This is a genomic window from Streptomyces minutiscleroticus, from assembly GCF_014650875.1.
GTDB lineage: Bacteria > Actinomycetota > Actinomycetes > Streptomycetales > Streptomycetaceae > Streptomyces > Streptomyces minutiscleroticus.
The window spans coordinates 88,081-111,812 of record NZ_BMVU01000018.1; the positions used below are offsets into that span (position 1 = coordinate 88,081).

19 protein-coding genes and 2 pseudogenes are annotated in these 23,732 nt (G+C 70.5%); 9 read left to right on the forward strand and 12 right to left on the reverse strand.

Translation table 11 applies throughout. The features are described 5' to 3' along the window. Positions 1 to 63: 63 nt before the first annotated feature. From IE271_RS19265 to IE271_RS19280, 4 genes are all read right to left on the reverse strand, one after another. Complete coding sequence (locus tag IE271_RS19265; protein WP_190191586.1) at positions 64 to 2,445, reverse strand: beta-xylosidase/alpha-l-arabinosidase; 2,382 nt, start codon at positions 2,443 to 2,445, stop codon at positions 64 to 66. A 107-nt stretch (positions 2,446 to 2,552) separates the two neighbouring features. After that, positions 2,553 to 3,449: a carbohydrate ABC transporter permease gene (locus IE271_RS19270; protein WP_190191587.1), complete on the reverse strand. Its 897-nt coding sequence runs from the start codon at positions 3,447 to 3,449 to the stop codon at positions 2,553 to 2,555. Position 3,450: 1 nt separating this feature from the next. Then, a complete protein-coding gene (locus tag IE271_RS19275; RefSeq protein ID WP_190191588.1) occupies positions 3,451 to 4,353 on the reverse strand; it encodes a carbohydrate ABC transporter permease in 903 nt (300 codons plus the stop codon). Further along, on the reverse strand, positions 4,350 to 5,660 hold the full coding sequence (locus IE271_RS19280) for an extracellular solute-binding protein (protein WP_190191589.1): 1,311 nt from the start codon (positions 5,658 to 5,660) through the stop codon (positions 4,350 to 4,352). Before IE271_RS19280 ends, IE271_RS19275 begins: the two co-directional genes overlap by 4 nt. A 761-nt stretch (positions 5,661 to 6,421) precedes the next feature. Here IE271_RS19280 and IE271_RS19285 point away from each other — a divergent pair. Continuing rightward, positions 6,422 to 7,447 (forward strand): LacI family DNA-binding transcriptional regulator, encoded by a 1,026-nt coding sequence (locus tag IE271_RS19285; protein ID WP_190191590.1) that lies wholly within the window; start codon positions 6,422 to 6,424, stop codon positions 7,445 to 7,447. Positions 7,448 to 7,772: 325 nt separating this feature from the next. Here the strand turns inward: IE271_RS19285 and IE271_RS19290 are convergent, their stop codons facing one another. Next, a complete protein-coding gene (locus IE271_RS19290; protein WP_190191627.1) occupies positions 7,773 to 8,150 on the reverse strand; it encodes a VOC family protein in 378 nt (125 codons plus the stop codon). Positions 8,151 to 8,305: 155 nt separating this feature from the next. Between IE271_RS19290 and IE271_RS19295 the strand changes: the two genes are divergently transcribed. From IE271_RS19295 to IE271_RS43595, 3 genes are all read left to right on the forward strand, one after another. After that, a complete protein-coding gene (locus tag IE271_RS19295; protein WP_229919425.1) occupies positions 8,306 to 9,346 on the forward strand; it encodes a family 78 glycoside hydrolase catalytic domain in 1,041 nt (346 codons plus the stop codon). A gap of 286 nt (positions 9,347 to 9,632) precedes the next feature. Next, positions 9,633 to 10,454, forward strand: coding sequence for an ANTAR domain-containing protein (locus tag IE271_RS19300; protein ID WP_190191592.1), 822 nt, complete (start codon positions 9,633 to 9,635; stop codon positions 10,452 to 10,454). Positions 10,455 to 10,804: 350 nt separating this feature from the next. Further along, positions 10,805 to 10,981 carry a hypothetical protein gene (locus tag IE271_RS43595; RefSeq protein ID WP_190191593.1) on the forward strand — a complete coding sequence of 59 codons (177 nt, stop codon included), beginning with the start codon at positions 10,805 to 10,807 and terminating at the stop codon, positions 10,979 to 10,981. Positions 10,982 to 11,305: 324 nt separating this feature from the next. Here the strand turns inward: IE271_RS43595 and IE271_RS19310 are convergent. Beyond that, positions 11,306 to 11,698, reverse strand: a pseudogene (locus IE271_RS19310) (transposase family protein); the annotation flags it as partial. Between the two features lie 227 nt (positions 11,699 to 11,925). On the opposite strand from IE271_RS19310, the gene IE271_RS19315 reads away from it, so the two are divergent. After that, a complete protein-coding gene (locus tag IE271_RS19315; RefSeq protein WP_229919426.1) occupies positions 11,926 to 12,342 on the forward strand; it encodes a hypothetical protein in 417 nt (138 codons plus the stop codon). 541 nt (positions 12,343 to 12,883) lie between these two features. Continuing rightward, positions 12,884 to 13,291 carry an excalibur calcium-binding domain-containing protein gene (locus tag IE271_RS19320; protein ID WP_229919427.1) on the forward strand — a complete coding sequence of 136 codons (408 nt, stop codon included), beginning with the start codon at positions 12,884 to 12,886 and terminating at the stop codon, positions 13,289 to 13,291. A gap of 133 nt (positions 13,292 to 13,424) precedes the next feature. On the opposite strand, the gene IE271_RS19325 is transcribed toward IE271_RS19320, so the two are convergent. The 4 genes from IE271_RS19325 to IE271_RS19340 all read right to left on the reverse strand — a co-directional run bounded on the left by IE271_RS19325 (position 13,425) and on the right by IE271_RS19340 (position 19,404). Beyond that, entirely contained in the window at positions 13,425 to 13,646 is a 222-nt protein-coding gene (locus IE271_RS19325; RefSeq protein ID WP_190191597.1) for a hypothetical protein, read from the reverse strand. A 64-nt stretch (positions 13,647 to 13,710) separates the two neighbouring features. After that, positions 13,711 to 17,328 carry a WD40 repeat domain-containing protein gene (locus tag IE271_RS19330; protein ID WP_190191598.1) on the reverse strand — a complete coding sequence of 1,206 codons (3,618 nt, stop codon included), beginning with the start codon at positions 17,326 to 17,328 and terminating at the stop codon, positions 13,711 to 13,713. Between the two features lie 69 nt (positions 17,329 to 17,397). After that, positions 17,398 to 17,814 carry a hypothetical protein gene (locus tag IE271_RS19335; RefSeq protein WP_190191599.1) on the reverse strand — a complete coding sequence of 139 codons (417 nt, stop codon included), beginning with the start codon at positions 17,812 to 17,814 and terminating at the stop codon, positions 17,398 to 17,400. Positions 17,815 to 18,003: 189 nt separating this feature from the next. Beyond that, positions 18,004 to 19,404 carry an MFS transporter gene (locus IE271_RS19340; RefSeq protein ID WP_190191600.1) on the reverse strand — a complete coding sequence of 467 codons (1,401 nt, stop codon included), beginning with the start codon at positions 19,402 to 19,404 and terminating at the stop codon, positions 18,004 to 18,006. Positions 19,405 to 19,661: 257 nt separating this feature from the next. Between IE271_RS19340 and IE271_RS19345 the strand changes: the two genes are divergently transcribed. From IE271_RS19345 to IE271_RS19355, 3 genes and pseudogenes are all read left to right on the forward strand, one after another. Further along, entirely contained in the window at positions 19,662 to 20,546 is an 885-nt protein-coding gene (locus tag IE271_RS19345) for a PaaX family transcriptional regulator (RefSeq protein WP_229919428.1), read from the forward strand. Positions 20,547 to 20,836: 290 nt separating this feature from the next. Continuing rightward, a pseudogene (locus IE271_RS19350) lies at positions 20,837 to 21,191 on the forward strand (fibronectin type III-like domain-contianing protein); the annotation flags it as partial. A gap of 30 nt (positions 21,192 to 21,221) precedes the next feature. Then, a complete protein-coding gene (locus tag IE271_RS19355) occupies positions 21,222 to 21,740 on the forward strand; it encodes a hypothetical protein (RefSeq protein WP_190191601.1) in 519 nt (172 codons plus the stop codon). A gap of 228 nt (positions 21,741 to 21,968) precedes the next feature. Here IE271_RS19355 and IE271_RS19360 read toward each other — a convergent pair whose 3' ends face one another. Together IE271_RS19360 and IE271_RS19365 are read right to left on the reverse strand one after the other, a co-directional pair. After that, complete coding sequence (locus IE271_RS19360) at positions 21,969 to 22,265, reverse strand: hypothetical protein (protein WP_190191602.1); 297 nt, start codon at positions 22,263 to 22,265, stop codon at positions 21,969 to 21,971. Then, on the reverse strand, positions 22,262 to 23,731 hold the full coding sequence (locus IE271_RS19365) for an FAD-dependent monooxygenase (RefSeq protein ID WP_190191603.1): 1,470 nt from the start codon (positions 23,729 to 23,731) through the stop codon (positions 22,262 to 22,264). Before IE271_RS19365 ends, IE271_RS19360 begins: the two co-directional genes overlap by 4 nt. Between the last annotated feature and the right edge of the window lies 1 nt (position 23,732).

A 23,732-nucleotide genomic window follows, 5' to 3' on the forward strand; every position in this document is an offset into this window, starting at 1 on the left:
AGACAGCAGGGGCGTCTCAGCGGATTCCCGGAAGTGCCCGGTCCGGATCACCGCACGCCCGGTTCACGCCCGGGCGGCCGACTCCTGCACCACCGTGGCGTGCAGGCGCCGCGTGTGGTCCACGTGGCGCTCGGCTCCGGTCAGCGCGACCCTGGCCGTCAGGCGCAAATCCGCGCTGGAGGCGGCCAGCCGCACCTCCAGCTCGCCCGGTTCGACGACGCGCCGGCCGTCGCGTCCGGTGAAGGAGGCGAGGTCGGCCGGGACCGTGACACGCAGGCGCCGGGCCTCGCCCGGCTCCAGTTCGACCCGGGCGTAGCCGACGAGGCGTTGCACCGGCTGGACGACGGAGGCGACCGGGTCGTGCAGATAGACCTGGACGACCTCGGTGCCGGACCGCCCGCCCGTATTGCGGACGGTGAAGGCGAGGGTGAACTCGCCGTCGGTCGAAGCCTCCTGGACGTCCACGGCCAGGTCCGTCCAGTCGAACCGCGTGTAGGACAGGCCGTGGCCGAAGGCGAACGCGGGGGTCGGGTCGACGCAGGACACCTTGTTGGCGTGAGCGAGCCGCGCTCCGAGGTACGTGGCCGGCTGGGAGCCCGGCCCGCGCGGCACGCTGACGGGGAGACGTCCGGAGGGGTTGGTACGGCCGCTGAGCACCCCGGCGATCGCGTGCGTGCCCTCCTCACCCGGGAAGAAGGACTGCACGATCGCGGCGGACTCCTCCACGGCGCGGCCGAGGGCGTACGGTCGTCCCGCGAGCAGCACGGTGACCACGGGTGTCTCCAGGTCGAGCAGGGTGTCGAGCAGTTGTTGCTGCGCGCCGGGCAGCGCAAGCGTCTCGACGTCGCAGCCCTCGCCGCTGGTGCCCCGCCCGAAGAGCCCGGCGCGGTCGCCGAGCACCACCAGGGCGACGTCGGCCTCGCATGCCACCCGGACGGCCTCGCGGATGCCGGAGGTATCCCCGTCGTCGATTCCGGTGCCGCGGGCGAGAACGATCTCTGCGTCGGGGAACTCGGCGGCGAGCGTGTCGCGCAGCGTGGGCAGTTCGATGCCGAGTGGGGTTCCGGGGTGGCGGACGCCGATGTGCTGGGGGAAGGAGTAGCAGCCCAGTACGGCAGTGGGCTCGTCGGCGTTGGGACCGAGCAGGGCGATGCGGCGTGGCCTGACGAGCGGCAGGGTGCCGTCGTTGCTCAGCAGCACGACCGCCTTCTCGGCGACCGTGCGGGCCAGTGCGCGGTTCTCCGGTCCGTCCAGGTCGACCCGGCCGCGCAGCGCGGCCGGGTCGTCGAGGTCCGCCCCGTCGAGCGCGGCCGGCACGGGGTTCCAGTCCGGGTCGAGCAGGCCGAGCAGCACCTTCTGGGTGAGTGTCCGGCGCAGGGCGCGATCGACCAGCGCCTCCGGAACGCGGCCGTCGGCGACGGCCTCGGTCAGGGGCACGCCGTACGTCTTGACATTGGGCAGTTCGACGTCGACGCCCGCGCGCAGCGCCGTGCCGGCGGCGTCGGCCCAGTCGTCCGCGATGCCGTGCAGGGTCTTGAGGAAGGCGATGGCGAAGTAGTCGGCGACGACGGTGCCGTCGAAGCCCCATGTGTCGCGCAGCAGCCCGGTGAGCAGGTCCTCGTCGGCCGCGGAGGGCATGCCGTCGGTGTCGGTGTAGGCGTTCATCACCGACCGGGCACCGCCTTCGCGGATCGCCATCTCGAAGGGAGGCAGCAGGACGTCGGCGCGCTCACGCGGGCCCACCGAGGAGGGAGCGAGGTTACGGCCGGCGCGCGAGGCCGAGTAGCCGGCGAAGTGCTTGAGGGTGGCGACGATCCCGGCGGACTCCAGGCCCTGCACGTAGGCCGTCCCGATGGTGCCGACGAGGTACGGGTCCTCGCCGATGGTCTCCTCGACCCGGCCCCAGCGGGCGTCGCGCACGACGTCCAGGACGGGCGCGAGTCCCTGGTGGACACCGACGGCACGCATGTCGCGGCCGATGGCGGCGGCCATGCGCCGCACCGTGTCCGGATCGAAGGTGGCGCCCCAGGACAGCGGAACGGGGTAGGCCGTCGCCCCCCAGGCGGCGAAGCCGGCCAGACACTCGTCATGGGCGAGAGCGGGGATGCCGAACCGGTTCGTGGCGGCGATCCGGGCCTGGGTGCGGGCCAGGGAGAGCGCCCCCAGGGCGGGGTCGACCGGGACCGTGCCGAAGGGCCGCGTCAGTTGGCCCAGTCCGGTGGGCAGGAGCGCGTCGAGATCGACGGCCTCCTCCATCTCGTGCTGATGGGGGGCGACTTCACCGCCCTGGTCGGAGGCGCCCACCCACACTCCGTACAGCTGGGCGGTCTTCTCCTGAAGGGTCATCGCGTCGATCAGCGCGTCGACCCTCTCGGTGACGGAAACGGTGGGGTCGTTCCAGGGGGCGGTTCCGGGGGTGTTCTCAACGGCCACGTCGGCGTTCACTTTCCTCCCACGCCCAGCGGACCCTCGACCGGGGCGCGACGGGCGAACAGGTAGACGGCAGGACTCGAGGCGGGACAGGTCGGCCACGGCGTCAACGTCAGCGCCGGTCAGCGGCTGAATCCGGCGGTCAGACCGCTCAGCAGTTGACGGCGGCCGAACGCGTACAGCACGAGGACGGGCAGTGTGGTGAGGACGACGGCGGCGAGAACGGCGGGGACGTTGACCCCGTACTGGCCCTGGAAGGTCCACAGTGCGAGCGGCAGGGTCCGGCGGCCGGGACTCTGGGTGAGGACCAGCGGCAGCAGGAATCCGTTCCAGATGGTCAGCGCGTTGAAGATGGTCACGGTGAGGATGGCCGGCCGGGTGAGCGGTGCCGCCAGCCGCCACAGGGTCGTCCATTCGGTGGCGCCGTCGACCCGCATCGAGTCGAACAGCTCCTTGGGCACGTCGCGGATGAAGTTGGCGAGCACCAGCACGGACAGCGGGATGGCGAAGGCGATCGCCGGGAGGATCAGCGCCGGCAGACTGTCGTACAGACGCAGTCTGATGATGATCAGGTAGACCGGGATCACCGTCGCCTGCAGGGGGATGGCCAGGCCCATGAGGAACAGCCCGTTCATGGCGCGAAGGACCCGCATGCGCCAGCCGCGGACGATCGCGTAGGCCGCCATGAAGGAGAACAGGACCGCCGGCACCACGGCGCCGGCGGTGACCACGACGCTGTTCACGAAATAGCGGAGGAAATCGGACTCGACGACCAGCCGGTAGTTCTCCAGTGTCGGGTCGCCCGAAGGCACCAGCGGGTTGCTCGCGTAGTAGCGGCTCTGGGCCTTGAAGCTGGTGATGAGGGTCCAGTACAGGGGCACGGCGACGACGACGAACCAGAGCCATCCGGCCACGCCGCCGGCCCAGTTGCGCCGGCGGGCCGCCTGACGGGAGTGGCGTTGCCGCTCGCGGAGGGTGCCCTTCTGCGGTCGTCGCGTCTCGGTCGGCGTGATGGTCACGTCAGGCCCCCTCGAGTTGGCTCGCGCCGGCGTCCCGGCCTCCGAGACGGCGCAGCAGCAGGGCGAGGGCCAGACCCACCAGGACGAGGATGACCGCCATGGCGCTGGCCGGTCCCATCAGGCTGGCCTGGAATCCCCGTTTGTACATGTCCAGTGCGAGGACCCGGGTGGCGTCGCCGGGTCCGCCCTCGGTCAGGATGAAGATGAGGTCGAAGAAGGTCAGCGACCCGACCACCATCAGGGTGGACGAGGTGATGATGGTGTATCTCAGCTGAGGCAGCGTGATGCTGAAGAACTGCCGGATCCGTCCGGCTCCGTCCAGCTGCGCCGCCTCGTACAGGGACTTCGGAATCTGCTGGACCCCACCCTGGTAGATCAGGGAGTGGAACGGCACGAACTGCCAGGAGACGACGAAGACGACGACCCCGAACGCGAGCCCGGGCCGCCCCAGCCAGTCCTGGCTGAGCACCTGGATCTTCAGCCCGGCGCCGAGCCCGAAGTTGGGGTCCAGCAGGGCCTTGTACGCGATGGCGATCGCCGCGGAGCTGAGCGTCACCGGGACGAAGTACACCACGCTCAGCACCGCACGGTAGCGCTGGCGGCCTGCCAGGAACGTGCCGATCAGGATGCTCAGCGGCGTCTGGACGGCCCAGGACACGGCCATCACCAGGAACGTCACCCAGAGGGCGTGCGGCAGCCCCGGGTCGGTGAGCACCGCACGCCAGCTGGTCAGCCCCGACGGCTGGATGGCGCCGATCCCGTCCCACGTGGTGAAGCTCAGCGCGAAGACACCGACGAGCGGAATCACGGCGAAGCCGACGAAGACCACCAGCGCCGGTGTCGCCAGCCACGGCAGGATGCTGCGTGGTTCGCGACGCGGCGGACGGCCGGTGAGCGCGCTCATTTGCCCGTGACCGCGTTGAGGTTGCGGGCGAACTGCTCCGGTGAGACGGACAGCTGGAACAACTTGACGATGTTGTCCAGCAGGGTCTCGGCGGCCGTCGGGCTGAGCGCCTGGTCCCAGGACTGGGTGAACACCTCGGCCTTGCTGGCGAGGTCGTAGGTGAACCGCAGGAAGTCCGCGCTCTCGGAGGCGGCCAGCAGCTTCTCCGTACCCAGCCGGATCGGGACCGACCCGTTGCCGATCCACTTCTTCACCTCGTCGTCCTGGAGGACGCCTGTGGCGAAGAAGTCCTTGGCGACCTTCTTCTGCTCGGCACTGGCCTTCGAGGAGATGGAGAGGTACTGGGCGGGGTTGCCGACGGCGCCGCTCGGATCGCCCTTGCCGCCCTCCACGGGTGGGAAGTTCATGAAGCCCAGCGCGCCGCTGGGGACGAAGTCCCCGCCGTCGGTCTTCTGGATGCCGTACGACCAGGCCCCCTGCAGCATCATCGCGGCCCGTCCGGTGTACAGGAGCGCCTGGTCGGCGTTGGAGTCCGCGGTGATCGAGGAGAAGCCCTTGACGAACCCGCCGGCTTCGACCAGCTCCTGCACCTTGGTCAGCGCGGTGATGGCGTCCGGGTGGGACCAGGCGTTCTTCTCGCCCTCGACGATGGCCTGGAACAGCTCGGGACCGCCGATGCGGTCGAACAGGAACTCCAGCCACATCATGTTCGTCCACCGGGACTGGCCACCGAGGGAGAACGGTGCTATGCCCTTGGCGTTGAACCGGGGCACCAGCGCCATGATGTCCTCCCAGGACTGCGGTGGTTCCACACCGACCTGGTCGAAGACCTTTCTGTTGTAGTAGAGGATGATCGGCTGCACGGTCTCGCACGGCATCGCGTAGATCTTGCCGTCGACGGTCGCCGCGCCGAACGAGGACGGGAACAGCCGCTTCCTGACCTCGGAGTGCTCGTCGAACCACGAGGTGAGGTCCTCGACCTGGCCCGCTTCCGCATAGGTGCGCAGCGTCCCGCCGCCCCAGCCCCAGATGATGGTGGGCGCCTGCCCCGCACCGATGGCGGTCTTGATCTTCGTCTTGTACGCGTCGTTCTGGAAGGTGGTGTCCGCGATCCGCTCGTCCGGGCGGGCCTTGTTGAACGCGTCCACAGCTCCGGCTCTGACACCTTCCTGCGGCTGGCCGTTCAGGTACCAGTACGTGGCCCCGTTGCCGCTCTTGCCGGGGCCGGACGAGCCGCAGGCCGCCAGTGCCGCGGAGACCGGCACGCCGGCGGCCAGGCCGAGGAGGGTACGTCGGGAGAGCGCCATGTCTTTTCTCCGCACTCGAGAGCCATCTGCTTCTCGTGAGTCAGGGTGAAAGGTTTTCGGAATAGCGTTCTTCGAGCTCCGTCCGTGCAAGCTAGATTTCGACCTGACACCCTGTCAAGGTACGTGCAGACACGTTGTAGGTCTGCAGCTAGCTGCATAGTCTTGAGCTGCGACGGCTCTTAAAGACCCCACCGAGGGCCGAAATGTTTTCGAAAGGGTTCGACTGAAGGTGGAAACCCATGTGCTGACCGCGACTGACACACTGTCGGTTCAGGTCATGCCACGCCGACAAGGCCCGGCACCGCCCATGCCGGACCGGGGCGTTGTTCTCCTGACCGGGATGGCGGTGGCGGACGAGGCCGCGCGCTCCGGCCGCCGCCGGCCCGGTCCGGGCGTTCATGCCCGGCCACAGGGCGCGGCAGCGATCGTCCCGACCGGCCGAAGCCTGCCCCACCGGACTGCGGGTGCGGATCCCTTACCGTCCGGGCGCTCGGGCAGGGCGGCCCGGCAGCCGGTCCGCTGCGCACGGGTACGGCTGGAGCCGGACGCAAGCCCACGCACACGGGGCGGCGCGCATGCCGCTCGGACCGCGTTCGCCGGACGGATCGCGCAGATCGTCGGACGTGCCGAGGTCGAAAGGACCGTCGGCCCTCCGCGGACGGGCTCGGTACCGGGTTGCCGTAAGGTTGACCGGTTCCACCTGCGTTGCCGGCCCGACCGGCGGCTCACCGCACCGGTGGACGTACAGCTGGGAGGAACCGATGCGAGCGAACGCCAGGCGCACCACTTTGTCGGACATCGCCCAAGCGGCCGGGGTCTCCGTGGCGACCGTGTCCAAAGTGGTCAACGGTCGCGGTGACGTGGCGCCGCAGACCCGTGCCCGGGTGCAGGAGCTCCTGCATCAGCACCACTATCTCGCGCCCGTGTTCCGCCACACCGAGGCCGTCGTCAGCCCGACCATCGAGGTGCAGTTCGCGGACGGCCTCAAGTCGTACGTGGCCGAGACGCTGGAAGGCATCATCGACTCCGCCGCCGAATCGGGGGCCTCGGTGGTGATCAGCAAGGCGTCCCGTGCCCCGCACTGGGCCCGGGACCTGGTCTCGGCCGGGCGCCGTGCCGTCATCGCGGTCACCAGCGTGTACACCACAGCGCACCTGAAGGAACTGGCCCGGTCCGGGCTGCCGTTGGTCGTGCTGGACCCACTGCACCTGCCGGACAGCCGGATCTACAGCGTCGGGGCGACCAACTTCGCCGGCGGCCTGGCCGCGACCCGGCACCTGCTCTCCCTGGGCCACCGCCGCGTCGCCTATCTCGGCGGACCGGCCACGGCCGTATGCAACCAGGCACGCATGCACGGCTACCGCGCCGCCATGGAGGCGGAAGGAGCACAGGTACCCGACGCCTATGTCCGGCCCGGAGAATTCACGTACGAGACCGGGTTGCTCGGCGCCGCGGCGCTGCTGGACCTGCGGGAGCCACCGACGGCGGTCTTCGCAGGCAACGACGAGATCGCCGTCGGTGTCATCGAGACCGCCCGCGCCCGAGGTCTGCGCGTCCCCGAAGACATGAGCGTGGTCGGCTTCGACGACACAAGCCTCGCCCGGATGGCCTCACCGCCACTCACCACCGTGCGCCAGCCACTGCGGGAGATGGGCGGCGCCGCCCTGCGCACCGCCCTCCGGCTGGCCAACGGCGAGAAGGTCGAGTCCCACCACATCGAACTCGCCACCGAACTCGTAGTGCGCGCCTCGACGGCACCGCCTCGCGAAGCGACTCCGGCGCCTTAGCACTCCAGCCGCACTTCGATATCCGGCCTGGTCAGCGGCCTGCCGGTGCGGAGTGTAGCGGGGTGTCGGGTGCTCGGGAGGGGCTGTGCCATCGTGTTCCGGCGCAGGGGAAGCCGCGTCGTTCGTAGCGGCTCTGGCGGGCGCGAGCCTGGTGGCGGCGTCTCCATCGGAACCGGTTCAGGGCGTGGATGTGAGGTGTGAGTGTGGGGTGGTGCGGGGGGCGGTGCCATCAGACGGCGGATTTCGGCCGGTGTGGGGTCCACGAAGTCGGGTGCGTCGTCCTCGCTGCCCCGGCCAACGGTGACCCCACCCTGCGGTGTCCCGGTCAGTCCCGGACGAGACAGAACGGGTGCCCCGCGGGATCCGCGAAGATGCGCCAACTCCGCTTTCCGTCACCCATATCGAGCAGTGTGGCGCCCCGTTCAAGAACCTCTTCCTGGGCTTGGTCCAGGTCCTTGACTCCCAGGTCCATGTGGAACTGCTGAGGCCGAGCGGGATCCGGCCACCGCGGCGGCCGATGATCTTCCACCCGCTGGAAGGCCAGCACGAGCCCACTGTCGGTGTGGAGCGTTGCCCAGCCGTCGCCGAGCGACCACCGCGGATCCGGCTGGTTCACCACACCGCCGAGAAGCGACTGGTAGAACCGGGACAGCTCAAAGACATCCGTACAGTCCAGCACCACGCACTGCAGCTTGGCGATCACGAGGGCATCGTAGAGCAGCACCGCCCACCGGGCTATGACGAGCGGGATCACGATCTACAGCTGGATTGTGCTGCTTCTCGGATCGTGTTCGGAGCCAGTGGGAGCGTCGACCAAGCCGAGCCGCCCGCCGCCGCGACGGCTCGCCCGTCGGCCGGGTGGCCGCCGGCATCGCCCCGCCGCCCAACCTGACCACCGAACCGGTCTGGCGCGCGGCCGAACCGGTCAAGATCGCCGACCGCTTCCGCCCCGTCTCCGTCACCCAGCCCCGGCCGGGCGTGCGGGTCTTCGACTTCGGCCAGAACTTCGCCGGCCGGCCCCAGCCGACCCTGGACGGCAAGGTCCCCGCCGGCACCACCGTCAAGCTGCTCCCGGCGGAGTCCCTCAACGCGGACGGTACCGTCAACCAGGCCTTCATCATGGGCGGCGGCAGCCGCGGCACCGACATCTTCGCCTCCTACACCACCCACGGCTCCGCCGAAGGCGAGACCTGGCACCCCGAACTGAACTACTTCGGCATGCAGTGGGTGCAGGTGACCGGCCTGCCCGCGGGATACCAGCCCACCCCCAAGACCGTCACCGGACTGCAGTTGCACGCGGACACCCCCGCCGCCGGCCGCATGAAGACCTCCAACGACCGCATCAACCGCATCCACCAAATGTCGCGGTACCCGATCGTGATCACCACGATGTCCGCGTTCACGGACTGTCCCGGCCGTGAGAAGCTCGCCTACCCCGCGGACTACCTGCAGCCCTTCGACTTCCTGCACCGCCACTTCGGCTGCGCCGCCTACCTGCGCACCATCGAGCGCCACCTGACGGAGGGCCAGTCCGAGGCCGGCGACGACATCGGCAACGTCGCCCTGAAGGCGCCCGTGTACGACTGGGGATGCACCGGCCGGTTCAGAGACGGGATCAACTGGGGCAACGGCGTCATCCTCACCCCGTGGTTCCTCTACAAGGTCTACGGCGACACCCACACCATGGCCCACTACTACCCGCGGATGCAGGCGTTCTTGAACTACATCCGGACCGGGAAGGCCGGCACCGGAGCCGACGCCCACATCATGGACGCGGCCCCGGCCGACTGGATCGGCGCCGAACTGGGCCGCTACACCAGCCGATCCACAAGGTCCCCTCCGGGACCTACACCTTCACCGGGCGCGGTGTGCACGCAGCGGGATGAAGCCCTTCCATGACAACGCGCCCGCAGGGAGCCCCGGCCCCTGCGGGCGCGCCGCCCGCGCTGCACGAAGGACGGATCATCGGCCGCAGGCACACGCGGCCGGGACAGCCCTGGAGCCTGATGGGGCATCCTGCGTCCGGCTGCCGTCCCGCGGGTCGCGCCGACCACGTGCCACGGCGGCGAACGGTGCCCATACGGGGACGGCCACGGTTGTACCCGTGCCGACCGTCCTGCCAAAGTTGATAACTGACATCAAATACACGTCATGAACAGCAGGTAAAGGGATGGAGGAGCGGCACATGCACAACCGTGCGCAGCAGTGGTGGAAGGATCTGGACGAGGGGTTCGAGCGGTTCTTCCGCACCGCGCCCGTCGCGCTGCTGGTCCTGGACGATGCGCTGGTGGTGCGGGAGGCCAACGCCGCCTACCTGTCCGCAACGGGCCGCAAGCACAGGCAGTTGGTCGGCCGGTACGTCTTCGACGTCTTTCCCGACAACCCTCATGCCCCCGGCGTGAACAGCGTGGCCACCTTCAAGGCATCCTTCGAGCGGGTCCTTCAGCACGGCGGACGGGACGTCTTACCCGTGCACCGCTACGACATCCCCTCCCCCCGCAGCACCACCGGCTTCGTCGAGCGCTACTGGAGCCCGCTCAGCGTGCCCCTGCACGACAAGGACAAAAACGTCACCGGCATCCTGCACCGGGTGGAGGACGCCACCGCCCTGCACCGCCTCCTGGAGACGGTCAGCACCGCCTACGAGCAGACGGAGACACCAGTGCGCGACCGGGAGGCCCAGCGACTGTACGCGGAGTATGCGGCCGGAGCCGAACGGGACCGCGCCCGCCTGGCCCGGATGGAGGCCAAGGTGGAGCAGCTGCAGAGCGCCCTGGCCTCACGCGCCGTGATCGACCAAGCCGTCGGTGTCATCATCGCCCAGCGCCACCTGGACCCCGACGACGCCTTCCAGGTCCTTGTGGAGCTCTCCCAGCGCACCAACACCAAACTGCGCGACGTCGCCACCGCCCTCGTCCACCGCACCACCGCCGCGCCCGCGGCTCCACCGGCGCCCTCCCCAGCCGCCACGGACACCACCCGCCCGGGCCAGACGGCCGGCCGCTGAGGCCACCGGTGCCCGCTGCCCGAGGCAGCACCCCACCCGATGCGGGCAGCCGCCGGCCGACGGCTGCCCGCCGCCGTCATGTGCGGCGTGTACGGAGTGCGACTGTGCAACCGCCTGCATGATCCAGGCGAGAACCGAGGCGCCGGGGCGGCGGCCACCGTAAGCACGGCCACGCCAGCACGACCAGCCGCAACCGGTCCAGCCGACCCGCGCCGTCACGGCCCGCACCACTCGGCCCGGGCGGCTGGTCGCCCGGCGCGTCGAACCATTGCCGCCGCCCGCGGCCCGGCGGGCCGCAGGGATCGAGCAGCGGCACGCCCAGGGGGCTGGCGACAGGGCCGGCGACCGGCATGCTGTCGCAGGAACGGCGCGAGCGACTGGAGGAGATCGATCCCTCCTGGTGCCCCGCCTGGCAGGTGGAATGGCAGCGCGGCTTCCATCTGGTGCGCCGGCATCTGCACGACGGCGGCCCGCTGCCCACCGAGCCGGGCAGTGCCGTGCGCCAGGGCGAGGACCTCGGCCGCTGAGTCCGTGCACAGCATCTGGGCTCCGAGGATCCCGCCGGCGGCCAGCAGCGGATGCTGGAGAACGTCCTCGGCACCGAACCCGCCGGGGAGGAGGAGAGGCCGCGGCCGCGCGGCAGTTCTACGAGCGCGAGGGACACCCGCGCGTGCCGCGCAAGCACGTCGAATCGATCACTGTCGGGCACGCTGATCCGCCTGGACATCGACCACCCGCCCAGCGGAGCCGTCCCCGGGCCGGTCCGGCTGTGGTGGTCGGCACCGACGCCACCCCGGCCGGCATCGACCGCATGTGAGAGGTCATATTCCCCCGATGTTTCATCCTGGAATTCACGTTTGATCCCGTGGTGCCGGGTCGCGCCAGGAGACGGTGGCCTCGCCGGTGAGGCGGCGGACCACCAGGTCGGTCATGGCCAGGTGGGTCATGGCTTCGGAGCGGGCGGACAGGGTCTCGTAATCGCGGGCCAGGCGGCGGTGGAACATCAGCCGGCCCAGCGTCCGCTTCACCGCCCACCTGCGGGGCAGTTGAGCGAATCCGCGCCGGTCGGCAGGGCGTCGGACGATTTCCATGTCGATGCCAAGGATGGCGGCGTGCTCGATCAGCTGCTGGCGGCAACCGCCACTCGCCCAGGCCTTGCGCACGCCTGGGTGAGTGACAGCCACCTGGTCGAGCAGGTGAGCGCCGGCGACGGAGTCCTGAGCACCGGCCGTGGTGACTAGCAAGAGGGACGACGCCACGGTGACGGTCAGCTCTCTCACCCGTCGCGGCGGTGCCGTCGTCCACATCGTCAGTCCGACAGCGGACGGCAGGACTGTCCTCCCCGACAATGATGACAATGATGGGGACGGCCGCCACGAGGAGGAAGCCGGACAGCACCTCTGTACCCCGTCGGTTCCTCACCCATCGTGCTTCCTCCTTGCAAGAAGGGGACATAGTGGTACTGCCTTTGATGGGCATGCTGATGTTGATCGGTCTGGCTACGGCGGTGGCGAGCATCGTGACCGTTGTTCTGATGCTGAGATATCCACCTGTGTCCGCTTCCAGACTCTGCGCGGTTCTCGTTCTGGTCTCCGGCTCTTTGGCCGTAGCCGTGTACTGCTACGGCTGGTTCTCCGTCTTGCTGGGAGGGCCGTTCCCCCAGTCGTGCGGAGACGGGACCGCCTCCGATGCCGAGTTGGTGCGCATCGAGCAGGAAGCCTGGCCTCTTCGCAGCGCCTGCGTCTACGCCGACGGTGCAACGGTGGAGCACGTCTCCATGTCGATCAGCGTGCTCGTCTGCCTGCTGGCAGGCCTTGCCATCGTCCTGGCATGTGCCAGCGCAGTGCTGCACCGGCGAGTCCGATCATCCCCCGTGCATCTGCGGTAGCGACCTCGCGCAGCTGCTGCTCGCTGCCGCAGGCGGTCCGGGCGCCGAAGACGTGAGCCGTGCAGTCCGGGGCAGCGCAACGGTGAGGTCGCGCATCCGGGCGTCGTGGCTGAAGCCGGGCGCGGTGGTGAAGCCGAACCGCGCTCGGGTATACATCACGGGCTCGCCCATGGTCGCCACGGGGCGCTTCAGGTTCGGTCCGAGCGGGTGGATGCGGCCATGGCGGTCTTTCGCCTGCGGGCGGCGGCCTTGGCGGCACGGCAGTCCGGGCAGCGGCCGAAGCGGTAGCCATGGCCGTGCCGTTCATGAGGCCGGGCCGCGGCCTGGCTCTCAGGTCCGTGGCGAGGGCTTGGCGGCCGTAGCCGCGGGCGGGAACAGGACGTCGGCCAGCTCACGTCGGCAGGCCCGGTCCGGAAAGCGGCGCCGCACCCGGCACTCCCATCACCCCCAGTGTTGTCGTACGGCTGGCCGCAGCATGCGATTGCCCAGCAGGATGGGACGACACGACCCCGTGTGGCATGTGCGTCGGCGATGGACGGCTATGAGGTCGCCTGGGCGAACCGCGTCCGTCCTCCTCGGGCTGTCCCCTCTATTTGTCGCCCTCGGTGGAATCGTGAGCAGGTGCGATCCGGTCGGCAAAGAACCGCAGCCCACCACCACGAGCAGCTCCCTGCCGTCCACGAGCAGTCCTCCTTCGTCGTCCTCCTCGCCCGTCCTTCCCGAGCGGCCGACGGCTGCCGCGGAGACATCGACACAGCCGCCCCACCGTTACGGAAACCGTCACCAACACAACCGCCTGCCCGATCAACGACGAGTTCCGCGACCTCGGGGCCTCTACGACAACTGCGACGATGCGCGGGCTACCGGAGTTGCGCCACTGCGCAGAGGTGACCCCGGCTACGCACTGCATCCGGATCGCGACAGGGGCGGCGTGGCCTGCGGGCCCTGATGCAGTGTCTTATGGCGGTGAGAAAGGCCCACTACCCGCGTGCGGTGCGTTCTGAACCGTGCACGCGCTTCTCCTGGACCGTGCGCGTGGTCAGGAGAATCGCCTGGCCGACTGGCCAGCATCCGGGATGACATCACTTGCCCATGATCCATACAAGATGTTCGGCGAGTGCCTCTTCCTCTGCGGTATCGGGCGTGCGCGTGCAGGTGCACAGCAGGCGCTGTCGGTACCCGACCCGGACGGAGATCGGGGTGGGCCCCTCCAGACAGAACGTCTCGTATCCGCAGACGGGGCAGGTGCCAAGGTCGTGGCCGTCCGGGTTGTGCGTGGGGTTGCAGGCGTTGGGGTTCACCACGTGCTCGGCGCGTCGCGCGACTTCTTACCGATTCGTTCGAAGTACGTCACGCTGCACGCCGGGGTCAGGTGCCGCAGGGCGGCGCGTAGGAGAGATCGGGGATGTACTGCGCCCACTCCGCCCGGGTGATCGGCATGCCCGCCCGCGCGCAGACGTAGTTCTCCGCCTTCGCGACGTCCAGGCCGGACAGGACGACGCGGCCGTAGCCGTCGGCGGTGGCGAGCGTATCGCCTTTGGGGCTGAATCGGACGTCGTTCGCGTAGGCGGTGCCCGTGCTGATCACCGCCCGGAGCGCGGGATCGGACGGCTTCGCGATGTCCCACAGCCGTACCGAGGAGTCGAGGGAAGCGGTCGCGAGCAACCTCCCGTCGGGATTGAAATCAACCCCGGCGACCACATTGCTATGCCCGCGCAGCGTTGCTACAGGGCTCGGCCGAGCGGGCCGGACCAAGTCCCACAGACGCGTGGTGCCGTCGTTGGACGAGGTGGCGAGCAGCCTTCCTTCGTGGTCGAACTTTGCGTCCGTCAGCGAGTTGTTGTGCGCGCGCACTACCGCCAGCCGCTTGGGTTCGGCCACGTCGGCGATGTCCCAGACGATGACCGCCCCGGTACCCGAGCCGACGACGATCGTCCGGCCGTCCGGCGCGAACGCCGTGATGTTGATCCAGTTGTCGGGCGGCCCCAAACGCGACACCTCTTGCGGGTGTCGCGGCCGCGACACGTCCCACAGGATCGTCCACCCGTCCCGTCCGGTGGTGGCCACCAGCCGGCCGTCCGGGCCGAACGTCACCGACTGGACGGCGTTGGCGTGGCCGCGCAGCCGCGAGAGCACGACAGGGTGCGCCGGATCGGCGATGTCCCACAGCACGGCGGTGGAGTCCCAGGAGGAGGTCGCAAGGTGCCGGCCGTCCGGCGCGAACACGATGCCACTGATGTCTTTGCGATGCCCTTTCAACGTGGCGAGCGACAGGGCGCGGGCCGGATCGGTCGCGTCCCACAGTGTGGCGGTGCCGTCGCTGCCGGCGGAGGCCAGCAGCCGTCCGTCGGGCGCGTAGGCGACTTTGGTGACATAGCTCGCGGATGTCGTGAGCAGTGCCCGGTCTGCGACGTGCGCCGGTGAGGAGACGTCCCACGCCCTGACGGTGCCGTCGGCGGACGATGTGGCGAGGACCCGGCCGTCGGGCCTGAAGGCCACGCCCGTGACGCTATTGGCGAACCCCGTCATGCTCGACAGAGGCCGCGGTGCCCGCAGGTCGGTGACGTTCCAGAGCCTCGCGGTCGTGTCGGCCGATGCCGTGGCCAGTGTCCGGCCGTCCGGACTGAACGTCGCGTCGTAGACGAGGGCTGTGTGCCCCCGTACCGTCCCGAGGCGGCGTTCGTGCCCTGCGGCGCTCACGTCCCACAGCCCAATGGTCGTGTCCTCCGACGCGGTGGCGAGGACCCGTCCGTCCGGTGAGAAGGCGACGCTTGTGAGGGAACTGGTGTGCCCGTTCAGGACGGCCCTGCTCTTCGGATGTTTCGGGATGCTGACGTCCCACAGTTCGGCGCGGCCGCCGCGCGAGGAGACGGCCATCGTCCGGCTGTCGGGACTGAACCTGACGGCGGGGAAGCCGGTGACCGCGGTGACCTTGGCGAGGAGGCGCGGCCGGGCGCGGTCGGCGATGTTCCAGATGCCGACCTTCCCGTCGTCCGACGCGGTGGCGAGGAGAGCGCCGGCGGGTGCGAACGCGACTGAGCGGACCCGCTCACGGTGGCCTTTCATCGACGCCAGGGTCCGGGGCGCGGCAGGATCGGTGACGTCCCAGAGGCGGGTTGTGGCGTCGTTCGACGCCGTCGCCACGGTGCGGCCGTCCGGGCCGAAGGCCACGCCGATCACGCTGCCCGTGTGTCCCTTGAGCACGCCGAGGTTCTTCGGGTGAGCCGGGTCGCTGACGTCCCACAGCCGGGCCGTCGCGTCGCTGGAGGCGCTCGCGAGGACCCGGCCGTCGCGCCGGAAGGCGACCAGTTCGACGGGCCCGGTGTGTCCGAGCAGGCGGGCGCCCACCGACCGCGACAACATGGACAGCAGCGCGCCGCGCGCCTCGGGCGTCGGGGCGATCCGGTAGGCCGCGAGGCCGAGCTGCGCCGCGAGCGAGGAGTCGTTGATCTTTTCCGAGGCGTCGGCGGCCTGCCGGGAGATGGCCGCGTCGCGCTGGCGGGTCACCTGCCCGTTCTGCAGGACGGCGAGGACGCCCGCGCCCGCAGCGAGCAAGAAGAGCACCGTCAGTGTCGCGATGACCTCGCGGACCACCCGGGTGCGGCGCCGGGCGCGGTAGGCGCTGGCGGCGACGAAGCCGTGCTCGGTGGACGTCAGTTCGGCGCCCTTCGGTCCCCGCTCCAGTTCGGTGGCCGCGGCGAGGCGGCTGTCGGTGTACAGGTAGGCGGCGTCCTCGCCGCTGGCGCGCCAGGTCGCGGCGTCCTCGGCGAGGCGCTGGCGGACGAGCAGCTCGGCGCGGTCCGTCTCGATCCACTCGTGCAGCGTCGGCCAGCTGTGGATGAGCACCTCGTGGGTGATCTCGACGTCGTCCCTGTGCTCGTCCTGCTCGCGGGTGAGCAGCCGCTCCCGGGTGAAGGCGTCGATCACCGCGTCCGCCGCCCGCTGGTCGAGGCCGGTGCCGACGAGGTCGTCGCGGGACAGCCGCCTGCGGCTGTCCTCGGTGTTCTCACCGACCCTGACCAGTCGCAGGAACAGGGCCCGGGCGATGACCCGGCCGTCTTCGTCGAGCCCTCGGTAGACCCGTTCGGCGGTGTCGGCGATGGCGGACTCGATGCCGCCGGTGCTCTCGTAGCCCTCGACGGTGAGGGTCGAGCCGTGCCGCACCTGCCAGCTCCGTCGCAGGGCGTAGGCCAGGTACGGAAGCCGGCCCGCCAGATAGCCGCCCCGGCCGCCGCCCTCCGCGCCGAGGTCGCGCAGCAGGATTTCGACCAGCCCGGGCTCGATCTCCAGATCGACGTCCTGGGCCGGATAGACGATCGCTTCGCGAAGCTGCTCGGCCGTCATCGCCGTGACCACCAGCGCGCGGTCGATGGGCTCGGCAAGCTGTGGGTACTCCAGGCAGGCGGCGTAGAAGTCCGCGCGCAGCCCTACCACGACCAGCCTGGGGGGCGACCCGTCGGACGCGGCGGCGAGCCGGGTGAGCCGGTCGATGAAGACCTGCCGTTCCCCTTCGTCGGGACACAGCGTGAACAGCTCCTCGAACTGGTCGACCACGACGATGGTCCGGACGGCGGCGTCGGCGTCCGGGCCCAGCGCCGCATCGAGCGCGTCCGGCGCGGTGGCCGTCGGGGTGAGCAGGACCTGCCGCCACGAGGCCGATTCCGGCAGGGCCCCGTGTGCGAGCCGGGCGAGGAGCCCGGCGCGAAGCAGCGATGACTTGCCCGCCCCCGACGGACCGATCACGATCTGCACGCCGCCGGTGCACAGCCTGCGGTCCATGGCGTCGACGAGGTCGCTCGTCAGCGCCTCCCGGCCGCAGAACCAGCGCGCCTGGTCGCGCCCGAAGGACGCCAGCCCCGGGTAGGGGCACTCGGCGTCCTCGCCGCCTTCGCTGTACGTCCGGGAGCGCGTCCGCTGCCCGTAGTGGAAGACCTGGTCGCGGCCCGCCTGGTAGACGCGCCCCTGGCCGGATGCCTGCGCGTTCAAGCGCGCACGCCCCGCCGGGCCCTCTTCCGCAGGCGGTTTTCCCCGGTCCCGTTTCTCTGCCATCGGACGTCATTCCCCGTCGATGTGCTGGTCCCTGCCCGCCTGGTAGATACGGGCGTGATCGTGGGCCTCCGTCTGGCCGAACAGCGCGGTCACCCGGTCGCGCTCGCCCGCGCCGAGCCTCGGAACGAGATCTTTCTCCACAACCGTGCGCAGGTCGCCGGCCAGGTCCGGGCACTCGCGCAAAAGATGGTCGAGCCGCATCCGCCAGAAACCGACGAGGGCCTGCTCGGTGTCGGTGTCGGTGGTGCGCCGCGACTCCAGCGCCACGCTCCGCGCCCGTTCCAGCTCACTGCCGACGGCCTCGGACTCCTCTGGTCTGCCCTTGCGCCAGAGGCCGACCAGCGCACCCCGCGCCGCCTCCCACGCGTCACCCGTCATCGCGGTCACCAGGGCCGTCCCTGCGGCCAGCACCACCGGATCCATGCTCGCCCCCTTGCACGAACGGGGTGCGGCCAACGTACTGCCACGCCCCGGTCGCGGCCAATGGCCTGCCGAGCACAGCCTTTCAGGCGAACGTCATCGACAGCTTCGGCCCGGCCCCGCCGCTCCGGTACAGCCGGACGAAACAGCGACCGGCGCGGCACCCGATGCGCGCGACGGGCTCCTGACCGCTCATGGCCGTGGGCGTCCTTGCTGTGCGGGCGGTGCGGCGGGTGCGGCGGGTGCGGGCAAAAATGGTCCGGTCGGGTCGTCAGCGGACAGAGTGGCCAGGTCGTTGCCACTGGTTTCTCCGAGTACGGCGACGCAGACGACCGTCACCAGGCAGAAAGCTGCGATGATCGACGAAATGATCAGTGTGGCGTGATCACCCGCATCGGCCTGCACTTCGGTGAAGATCAGCGGCGCGAAGCCCGCGCCGAGGCCGGCCATCTGATATCCGAGGGAGGCGCCCGTGTAGCGGCTGCGGGTGGTGAACAGTTCCGTGTACAGCGCGGCGAGTGGTCCGTACATCAGCGGATGCAACAGCGACTGTCCGACCACGAGCGACAGCACGAGCAGGACCGTACTGCCCGTGTCGACCAGGGGGAACAGTGCGAACGAGTAGGCGGCCACCAGCAGCGCGCCCGCGATCACGACCGGGCGCCGGCCCAGCCGGTCGGAGAGCGCCGACCAGCCCACGATGCCGGCCACCGCGAGCGTGGAGGAGACCGCCAGACCGTTGAGCACCGTCTGCCGCTCGAAGCCGTCCTGCACGGCGTAGGAGATGAGGTACGTGGTCAGCGTGCCCTGGACGACGAACGCGGACAGGCCGACCCCGATGCTCAGCAGCAGCGCCCGGGGGTGGTTGCGTATGACGTCCCACAACGGGAAGGACCGGCGCGGTGCCGCCTCCACGCGCTCCTCGGCCTCGGCGAAGACCGGGGTTTCGGCCACCCGCAGCCGGACGAACAGGCCGATGGCCAGCAGCACCAGGCTGAACAGGAAGGGGATGCGCCAGCCCCAGGACAGGAAGGCGTCTTCCCCGACGGCGGTGGCCGTTCCTGAGAGGGCGACGGTGGAAGCCGCCATGCCGAAGGGCGCCCCGGCGTTCGTGAAGCTGGCCCACAGCCCACGCCGCCGGGAGGCGTGTTCGGCGGAGATGAGCACGGCACCGCCCCACTCACCGCCCACCGCGACGCCCTGCACGATGCGCAGCACCACCAGGGCGACCGGCGCCAGGCTGCCGGCCTGGTCGTAGGTGGGCAGGACTCCGATGAGGAAGCTGGCGACGCCCATCACGGACATCGTCAGCACCAGCATCCGCTTGCGGCCGATCCGGTCCCCGAAGTGGCCGAAGACGACACCGCCCAGCGGCCTGGCCAGGTAGCCCGTGGCGAAGGTGCTGAAACTGGCGAGGGTAGCGGCGACGGGACTGAGGTCGGAGAAGAAGACGTCGGCGAAGACCACCGCGGAGGCGGTGGAGTACAGGAGGAAGTCGTAGTACTCAATGACACTCCCGAGGAAGCTGGAGGTCACCGCCCGGCGCAACTGCACCGGATCGTGCGCTGCTTGTCGGGGAGAAACAGCCTGCATCTGGTGAGCTCCCTTGCTCTGGCCGAGACGGGTCGGTCGTGCGATACCGGTGGCTTCCTTTGCGGGTGACATGGATGCCGGTACGGCCCAGGGGCATCCACGGACGGCGACGGCGCAGGCGCCCGGCGGTGTCCGGCCGCGGTCGGTGCGGACCCCCACCGGGTCGACGACCCGGACAGTCCACACCGAAGTCGGGCGGTTTTTTTCCCTGCGTCGTGATTGTGACCAACGTTGGCCGCCTCGTCTACCCTCGTGGCGTGACGGTCGAAAACGAAGTCGGGTCCACCGCGGCGGCTTCCGTGCGCCCGCAATCGTTGATGTTCAGCTTCTTCGGCATCTACGTGCTGGGCCGCGAAACCGCGGTCTACTCCGGGAGCATCATCGATGTCTTCGCGCGCCTGGGAGTGTCGGAGGAAGCGGTGCGCTCCACCCTCGCCCGTATGACCAAACGCAATCTGCTGACCCGGTACCGCAAGGGACGCAAGGCGTACTTCGGGCTCACGCCACGCGCCGTGCAAGTGCTGGAAGACGGACGTCGGCGGGTCCAGGACACCGGAGCGATCAACAGAGACTGGGACGGCACCTGGACCCTGGTCGCATTCACACTGCCCAACGACCGAGGCAGCGCGCGCCATGACCTGCGTTCGCGGCTGGCCTGGGCCGGTTTCGCGCCCCTCCAGGGCGGCCTGTGGATCGCGGCGGGCACCAGGGACGTAGCGGCCGACCTCGCCCCCCTCGAGCTGGGCGATCACCTGACTACGCTGCAGGCCCGGCCTCTGGGACCGACCGAATCCGCCGATCTGGTCCGGCGGGCCTTCGACGTCGGGGAGATAGCCGCCCGCTACGAGGCGTTCTTGAAGCGGTGGGACACCAGCACGCCCCCGGCCGCGGACGACGACCTCGCCTGCCAGGTCTCACTGCACACCGACTGGCTCCAACTCGTCCGCCAAGACCCGCACCTTCCCGCCGAGCACCTGCCACAGCGGTGGCCGGCCATCCGCGCCGAGCAGGTCTTCCGCCTGCTGGACCGGAAGATCGCGCCGGGTGCTCGGGCATCGGCGTCGGCGCTGCTGGAGGAGATCGACCTGTGTACTCACACGGACGGCAGCGTGACGTCCTGCCCCGTGCCGTCTTCGGCGTAGAGGCAGGGGTTCCTCTCCTGGCCGGGGGGGCGGGGCTGGTGGAGCGGCACATGTCGGGGTCGTAGGACCGGTCGTCCGACGAGCCGTTCCTGGCGTGCGCTGCTGGGCGTCGTTGACCGTGCAGGTGGTGCCGCGCGGGCAGCCCTCGGCCGGTGCCCCGAGAGGTGAGGTCGCCGACCTGGCCGAAGCAGTACTGCCAGGACTCGCTGAGCGTTGCGCCCTTGGTCCCGGCTGCGTAGGAGAAGCGGCCAGCACTGTCGTACGGCTCTGTGCGTGGGGTCCGACACCGCGTGTCGCTCACCGTCCGCAACACGGGCGCGCGCGGGCGCGGAGGTCGTCCAGCTCCCCCTGCACGACCTGGTGGCGAGCGTCACGCGCCCGGACGTCCGCTTGATCGGCTGCCAGCACGTGGAGCCGGCTCCGGGCGCGGCACGACGGGTGACGTTCCGCTTCCGCCCGGATCTCTCGGCGTTCACCGACCGTTCAGGTCGACGGGTGGTCGAGCCGGGCGCTCTGGAACTACGGTTGGCCGCGTCCAGCGCGGACGTACGCCATACGGCACGGCTGCCTCCCACAGGTCCGGTACGGGTGCTCGACCCGGACCGGCGGCTGCGGTGCGAGGCGGAGGCCGCCCCGGTGTCCTGACCCTCCGCGTCGGCCACGGGGGGATTGCGCATGGAACGGTACGTGTCCTGGCAGCTGCGGACGGTCTTCACGATGCTGGCCGTCGCCGTCGTCGGTACGGCGGTGACCGCGGCGGTCCGCGGACTGCCGCCGGTCTCCGCGGGAGGCGGCATGTTCGTCGCCGTCGTCGTCGCCCTTCAGGTCCTGCGGCTGCTGCGCCTGCTGCTTCCTGTCCGGCAGTCCTGGCTGGTGCGGAAGTTGGACGACGCCGCCGCCCTGCCGGACAAAAGCCCGGTCGACGACGGCTCTGCACTGCGGCGGCGCCCGGTCCTGCCGGACATGTTCCTCTCCTTCCTGGTGATCTTCCTGGCCCCGGCCCTGCTGTGGTGGCCGTGGTGGTGCGCTGTGGTGCCCTTCTGGCTGACGGTGGACTGGCTGGGCGAAGCCGTTCTGATCGCCCTGTGGGAGCGCCGCAGCGGCAAGAACCTGTGGCGGGGGAAGAACTCCGCGGACCTGTACGTCACTCCCCGTCCACCGACTCCAGCCGCCACCGATGCACCGCCCACGTGATCCGTTCCGGCTCCGGCAGTTCCGGCACCTCGGCGTCGTAGACGCCGTCCCACCGGATGATGACCGGGACGCGGTCCTGCGGGGCGCGGGGCACGGAAGCCGGCAAGCGTCCTCTGTGCCGTGCCTGCCGGTCGCACCCGCCCCCGTAACGGGCGACGGAGGATTCCGTCGCCCGTCCTGCTCGAGAGCAGGCCCTGTGGACTCCGGCATGACGCTGCTCAGGTTGAATCAGCGATGTCCGGGCGGTCGTGACGAGTGGTGATCCCTGCGGTACGACGGCTTTATGCGGTATGCGCAAGGGGGCGGGCTGACGCCCGCGGAGCAGGGAGAACGGGAGGCCGTGCGGCTGGAGGCGGCCAGGTGGTGCGAGGCCGGGGCGGACACGGCGCGGATCGCGGCCGAGTTGCGGGTGACGGACCGGTCGGTGCGTCGGTGGCCGGTGGTGACGACGAGTTGGCTGATGAGGCCGGGTGCGGGGGGCAGGGCGGGCGGGTCGGTGCGCTGGACGGTCAGGGGGCGGCTCACTTCCGGTGCGTGGTGGCGAGGGCCGCGGTGAGGCTGCCGGCGAGGGCGGTGTCGTCGTGCTCGGCACTCGCCCAGGCGATGTGGCCGTCGGGACGGACGAGGGCGGCGCGGACCCCGGCGAACTCGGCCGGGGGCTGGTACGGGGTGGCGGTGTGGACGTGCAGTCCCGTGCGGGCGTACGCGGCGAGGCGGTCGCTGCCGGTGAGGTCCAGCAGGAGGTGGCGGTCGGCGCGCAGCAGCGCGAACAGGCCGGTGTCGCCGAGGGTGAGGTCGGGGGCGCGGGTGCCGGTCAGCGGGTGCGCGCCCGGGGTGGTGGGCGGGTAGATGACGGCGAGGGAGCTGACCTGGGCGGCCAGGCGGTCGTTGAGGTCGGGCAGGGTGGTGATCAGCCGGGCGAGCAGACCGCGCAGGTCCAGGCCCTCGGGGGTGAAGGCGGTCATCAGGGCGACCTGGGCCCGGCTGGTGGCGGTCAGGTCGGCGCCGACGGGGTGGCGTTCGGCATGGTAGGTGTCCAGCAGGCCCTCGGGGGCCCAGCCGCCCAGGGTGGCGGCGAGCTTCCAGGCGAGGTTGGCGGCGTCCTGGATGCCGACGTTCATGCCGACGCCGCCGGCTGGGAAGTGCTGGTGGGCGGCGTCACCGGCGAGGAAGACGCGGCCCTTGCGGTACCGGTCGGCCAGGCGGGTGGCGTTGCCGTAGCGGGAGAGCCAGACCGGGTCGCGCAGGCCGAAGTCGGTGCCCGCCATGGCGATGACGTTCTCGCGCAGCTCCTCCAGGGTGAGGTCGCCGGGCCAGGTGGTGGTCAGGTCGCGGGGCGTGATGCCGGCCAGGCGGTGCAGGCCGCCGGGCATGGGGACGGCCATGAGGGTTCCGGCCGGGCCGAAGGAGCTGTAGCCGGGAGCGGGCGGCTCGTCGAGACGGACGTCGCCGAGCCAGCCCAGCACGGTGGAAGGGGTGCCGGGGTAGCCGATGCCGGCCGCGGTGCGCACGGTGCTGCGGGCGCCGTCGCAGCCGACCAGGTAGGCCGCCTGGAGGGTGGTGGGCCCGTGCGGTCCGGCGATCCGGACGGCGATGTGGTCGGGGTGCTCGGTGAAGCCGGTCACCTCGTATCCGCGCAGGATGTCCGCGCCCAGGTCGAGGGCCTGGCCCTCCAGCAGTGCCTCGGTGCGCTCCTGGGGCAGGGCGAGGGTGTAGGGGAAGGGGCTGGGCAGGCGGCGGAAGTCCAGGCGGGAGTCGAGGACGCCGAAGTGCCCGCCGGGCAGCGGCATGCCCTCGCTGACGAAGGGCTCGTGCACACCGCGGGAGGCGAAGGTCTCGATGGTGCGCGGGTGCACGGTCAGCGCGCGGGAGCGGGAGTCGCGTTCGAGGCGGGGCTCGATCACGGCGACGGTGACGCCGGCGCGGCGCAGTTCGCCGGCCAGCCACAGGCCCACAGGCCCGGCACCTGCAACGACAGCTTGGTAATTCATG

Coding starts and splice junctions, on each gene's coding strand:
- IE271_RS19365 (WP_190191603.1), bottom strand. CDS start 23,731: ATGAATTACCAAGCTGTCGTTGCAGGTGCCGGGCCTGTGGGCCTGTGG.
- IE271_RS19315 (WP_229919426.1), top strand. CDS start 11,926: ATGGGCATGCTGATGTTGATCGGTCTGGCTACGGCGGTGGCGAGCATC.
- IE271_RS43595 (WP_190191593.1), top strand. CDS start 10,805: ATGCTGTCGCAGGAACGGCGCGAGCGACTGGAGGAGATCGATCCCTCC.
- IE271_RS19340 (WP_190191600.1), bottom strand. CDS start 19,404: ATGCAGGCTGTTTCTCCCCGACAAGCAGCGCACGATCCGGTGCAGTTG.
- IE271_RS19275 (WP_190191588.1), bottom strand. CDS start 4,353: ATGAGCGCGCTCACCGGCCGTCCGCCGCGTCGCGAACCACGCAGCATC.
- IE271_RS19285 (WP_190191590.1), top strand. CDS start 6,422: ATGCGAGCGAACGCCAGGCGCACCACTTTGTCGGACATCGCCCAAGCG.
- IE271_RS19335 (WP_190191599.1), bottom strand. CDS start 17,814: ATGGATCCGGTGGTGCTGGCCGCAGGGACGGCCCTGGTGACCGCGATG.
- IE271_RS19280 (WP_190191589.1), bottom strand. CDS start 5,660: ATGGCGCTCTCCCGACGTACCCTCCTCGGCCTGGCCGCCGGCGTGCCG.
- IE271_RS19355 (WP_190191601.1), top strand. CDS start 21,222: ATGGAACGGTACGTGTCCTGGCAGCTGCGGACGGTCTTCACGATGCTG.
- IE271_RS19320 (WP_229919427.1), top strand. CDS start 12,884: ATGAGGTCGCCTGGGCGAACCGCGTCCGTCCTCCTCGGGCTGTCCCCT.
- IE271_RS19300 (WP_190191592.1), top strand. CDS start 9,633: ATGCACAACCGTGCGCAGCAGTGGTGGAAGGATCTGGACGAGGGGTTC.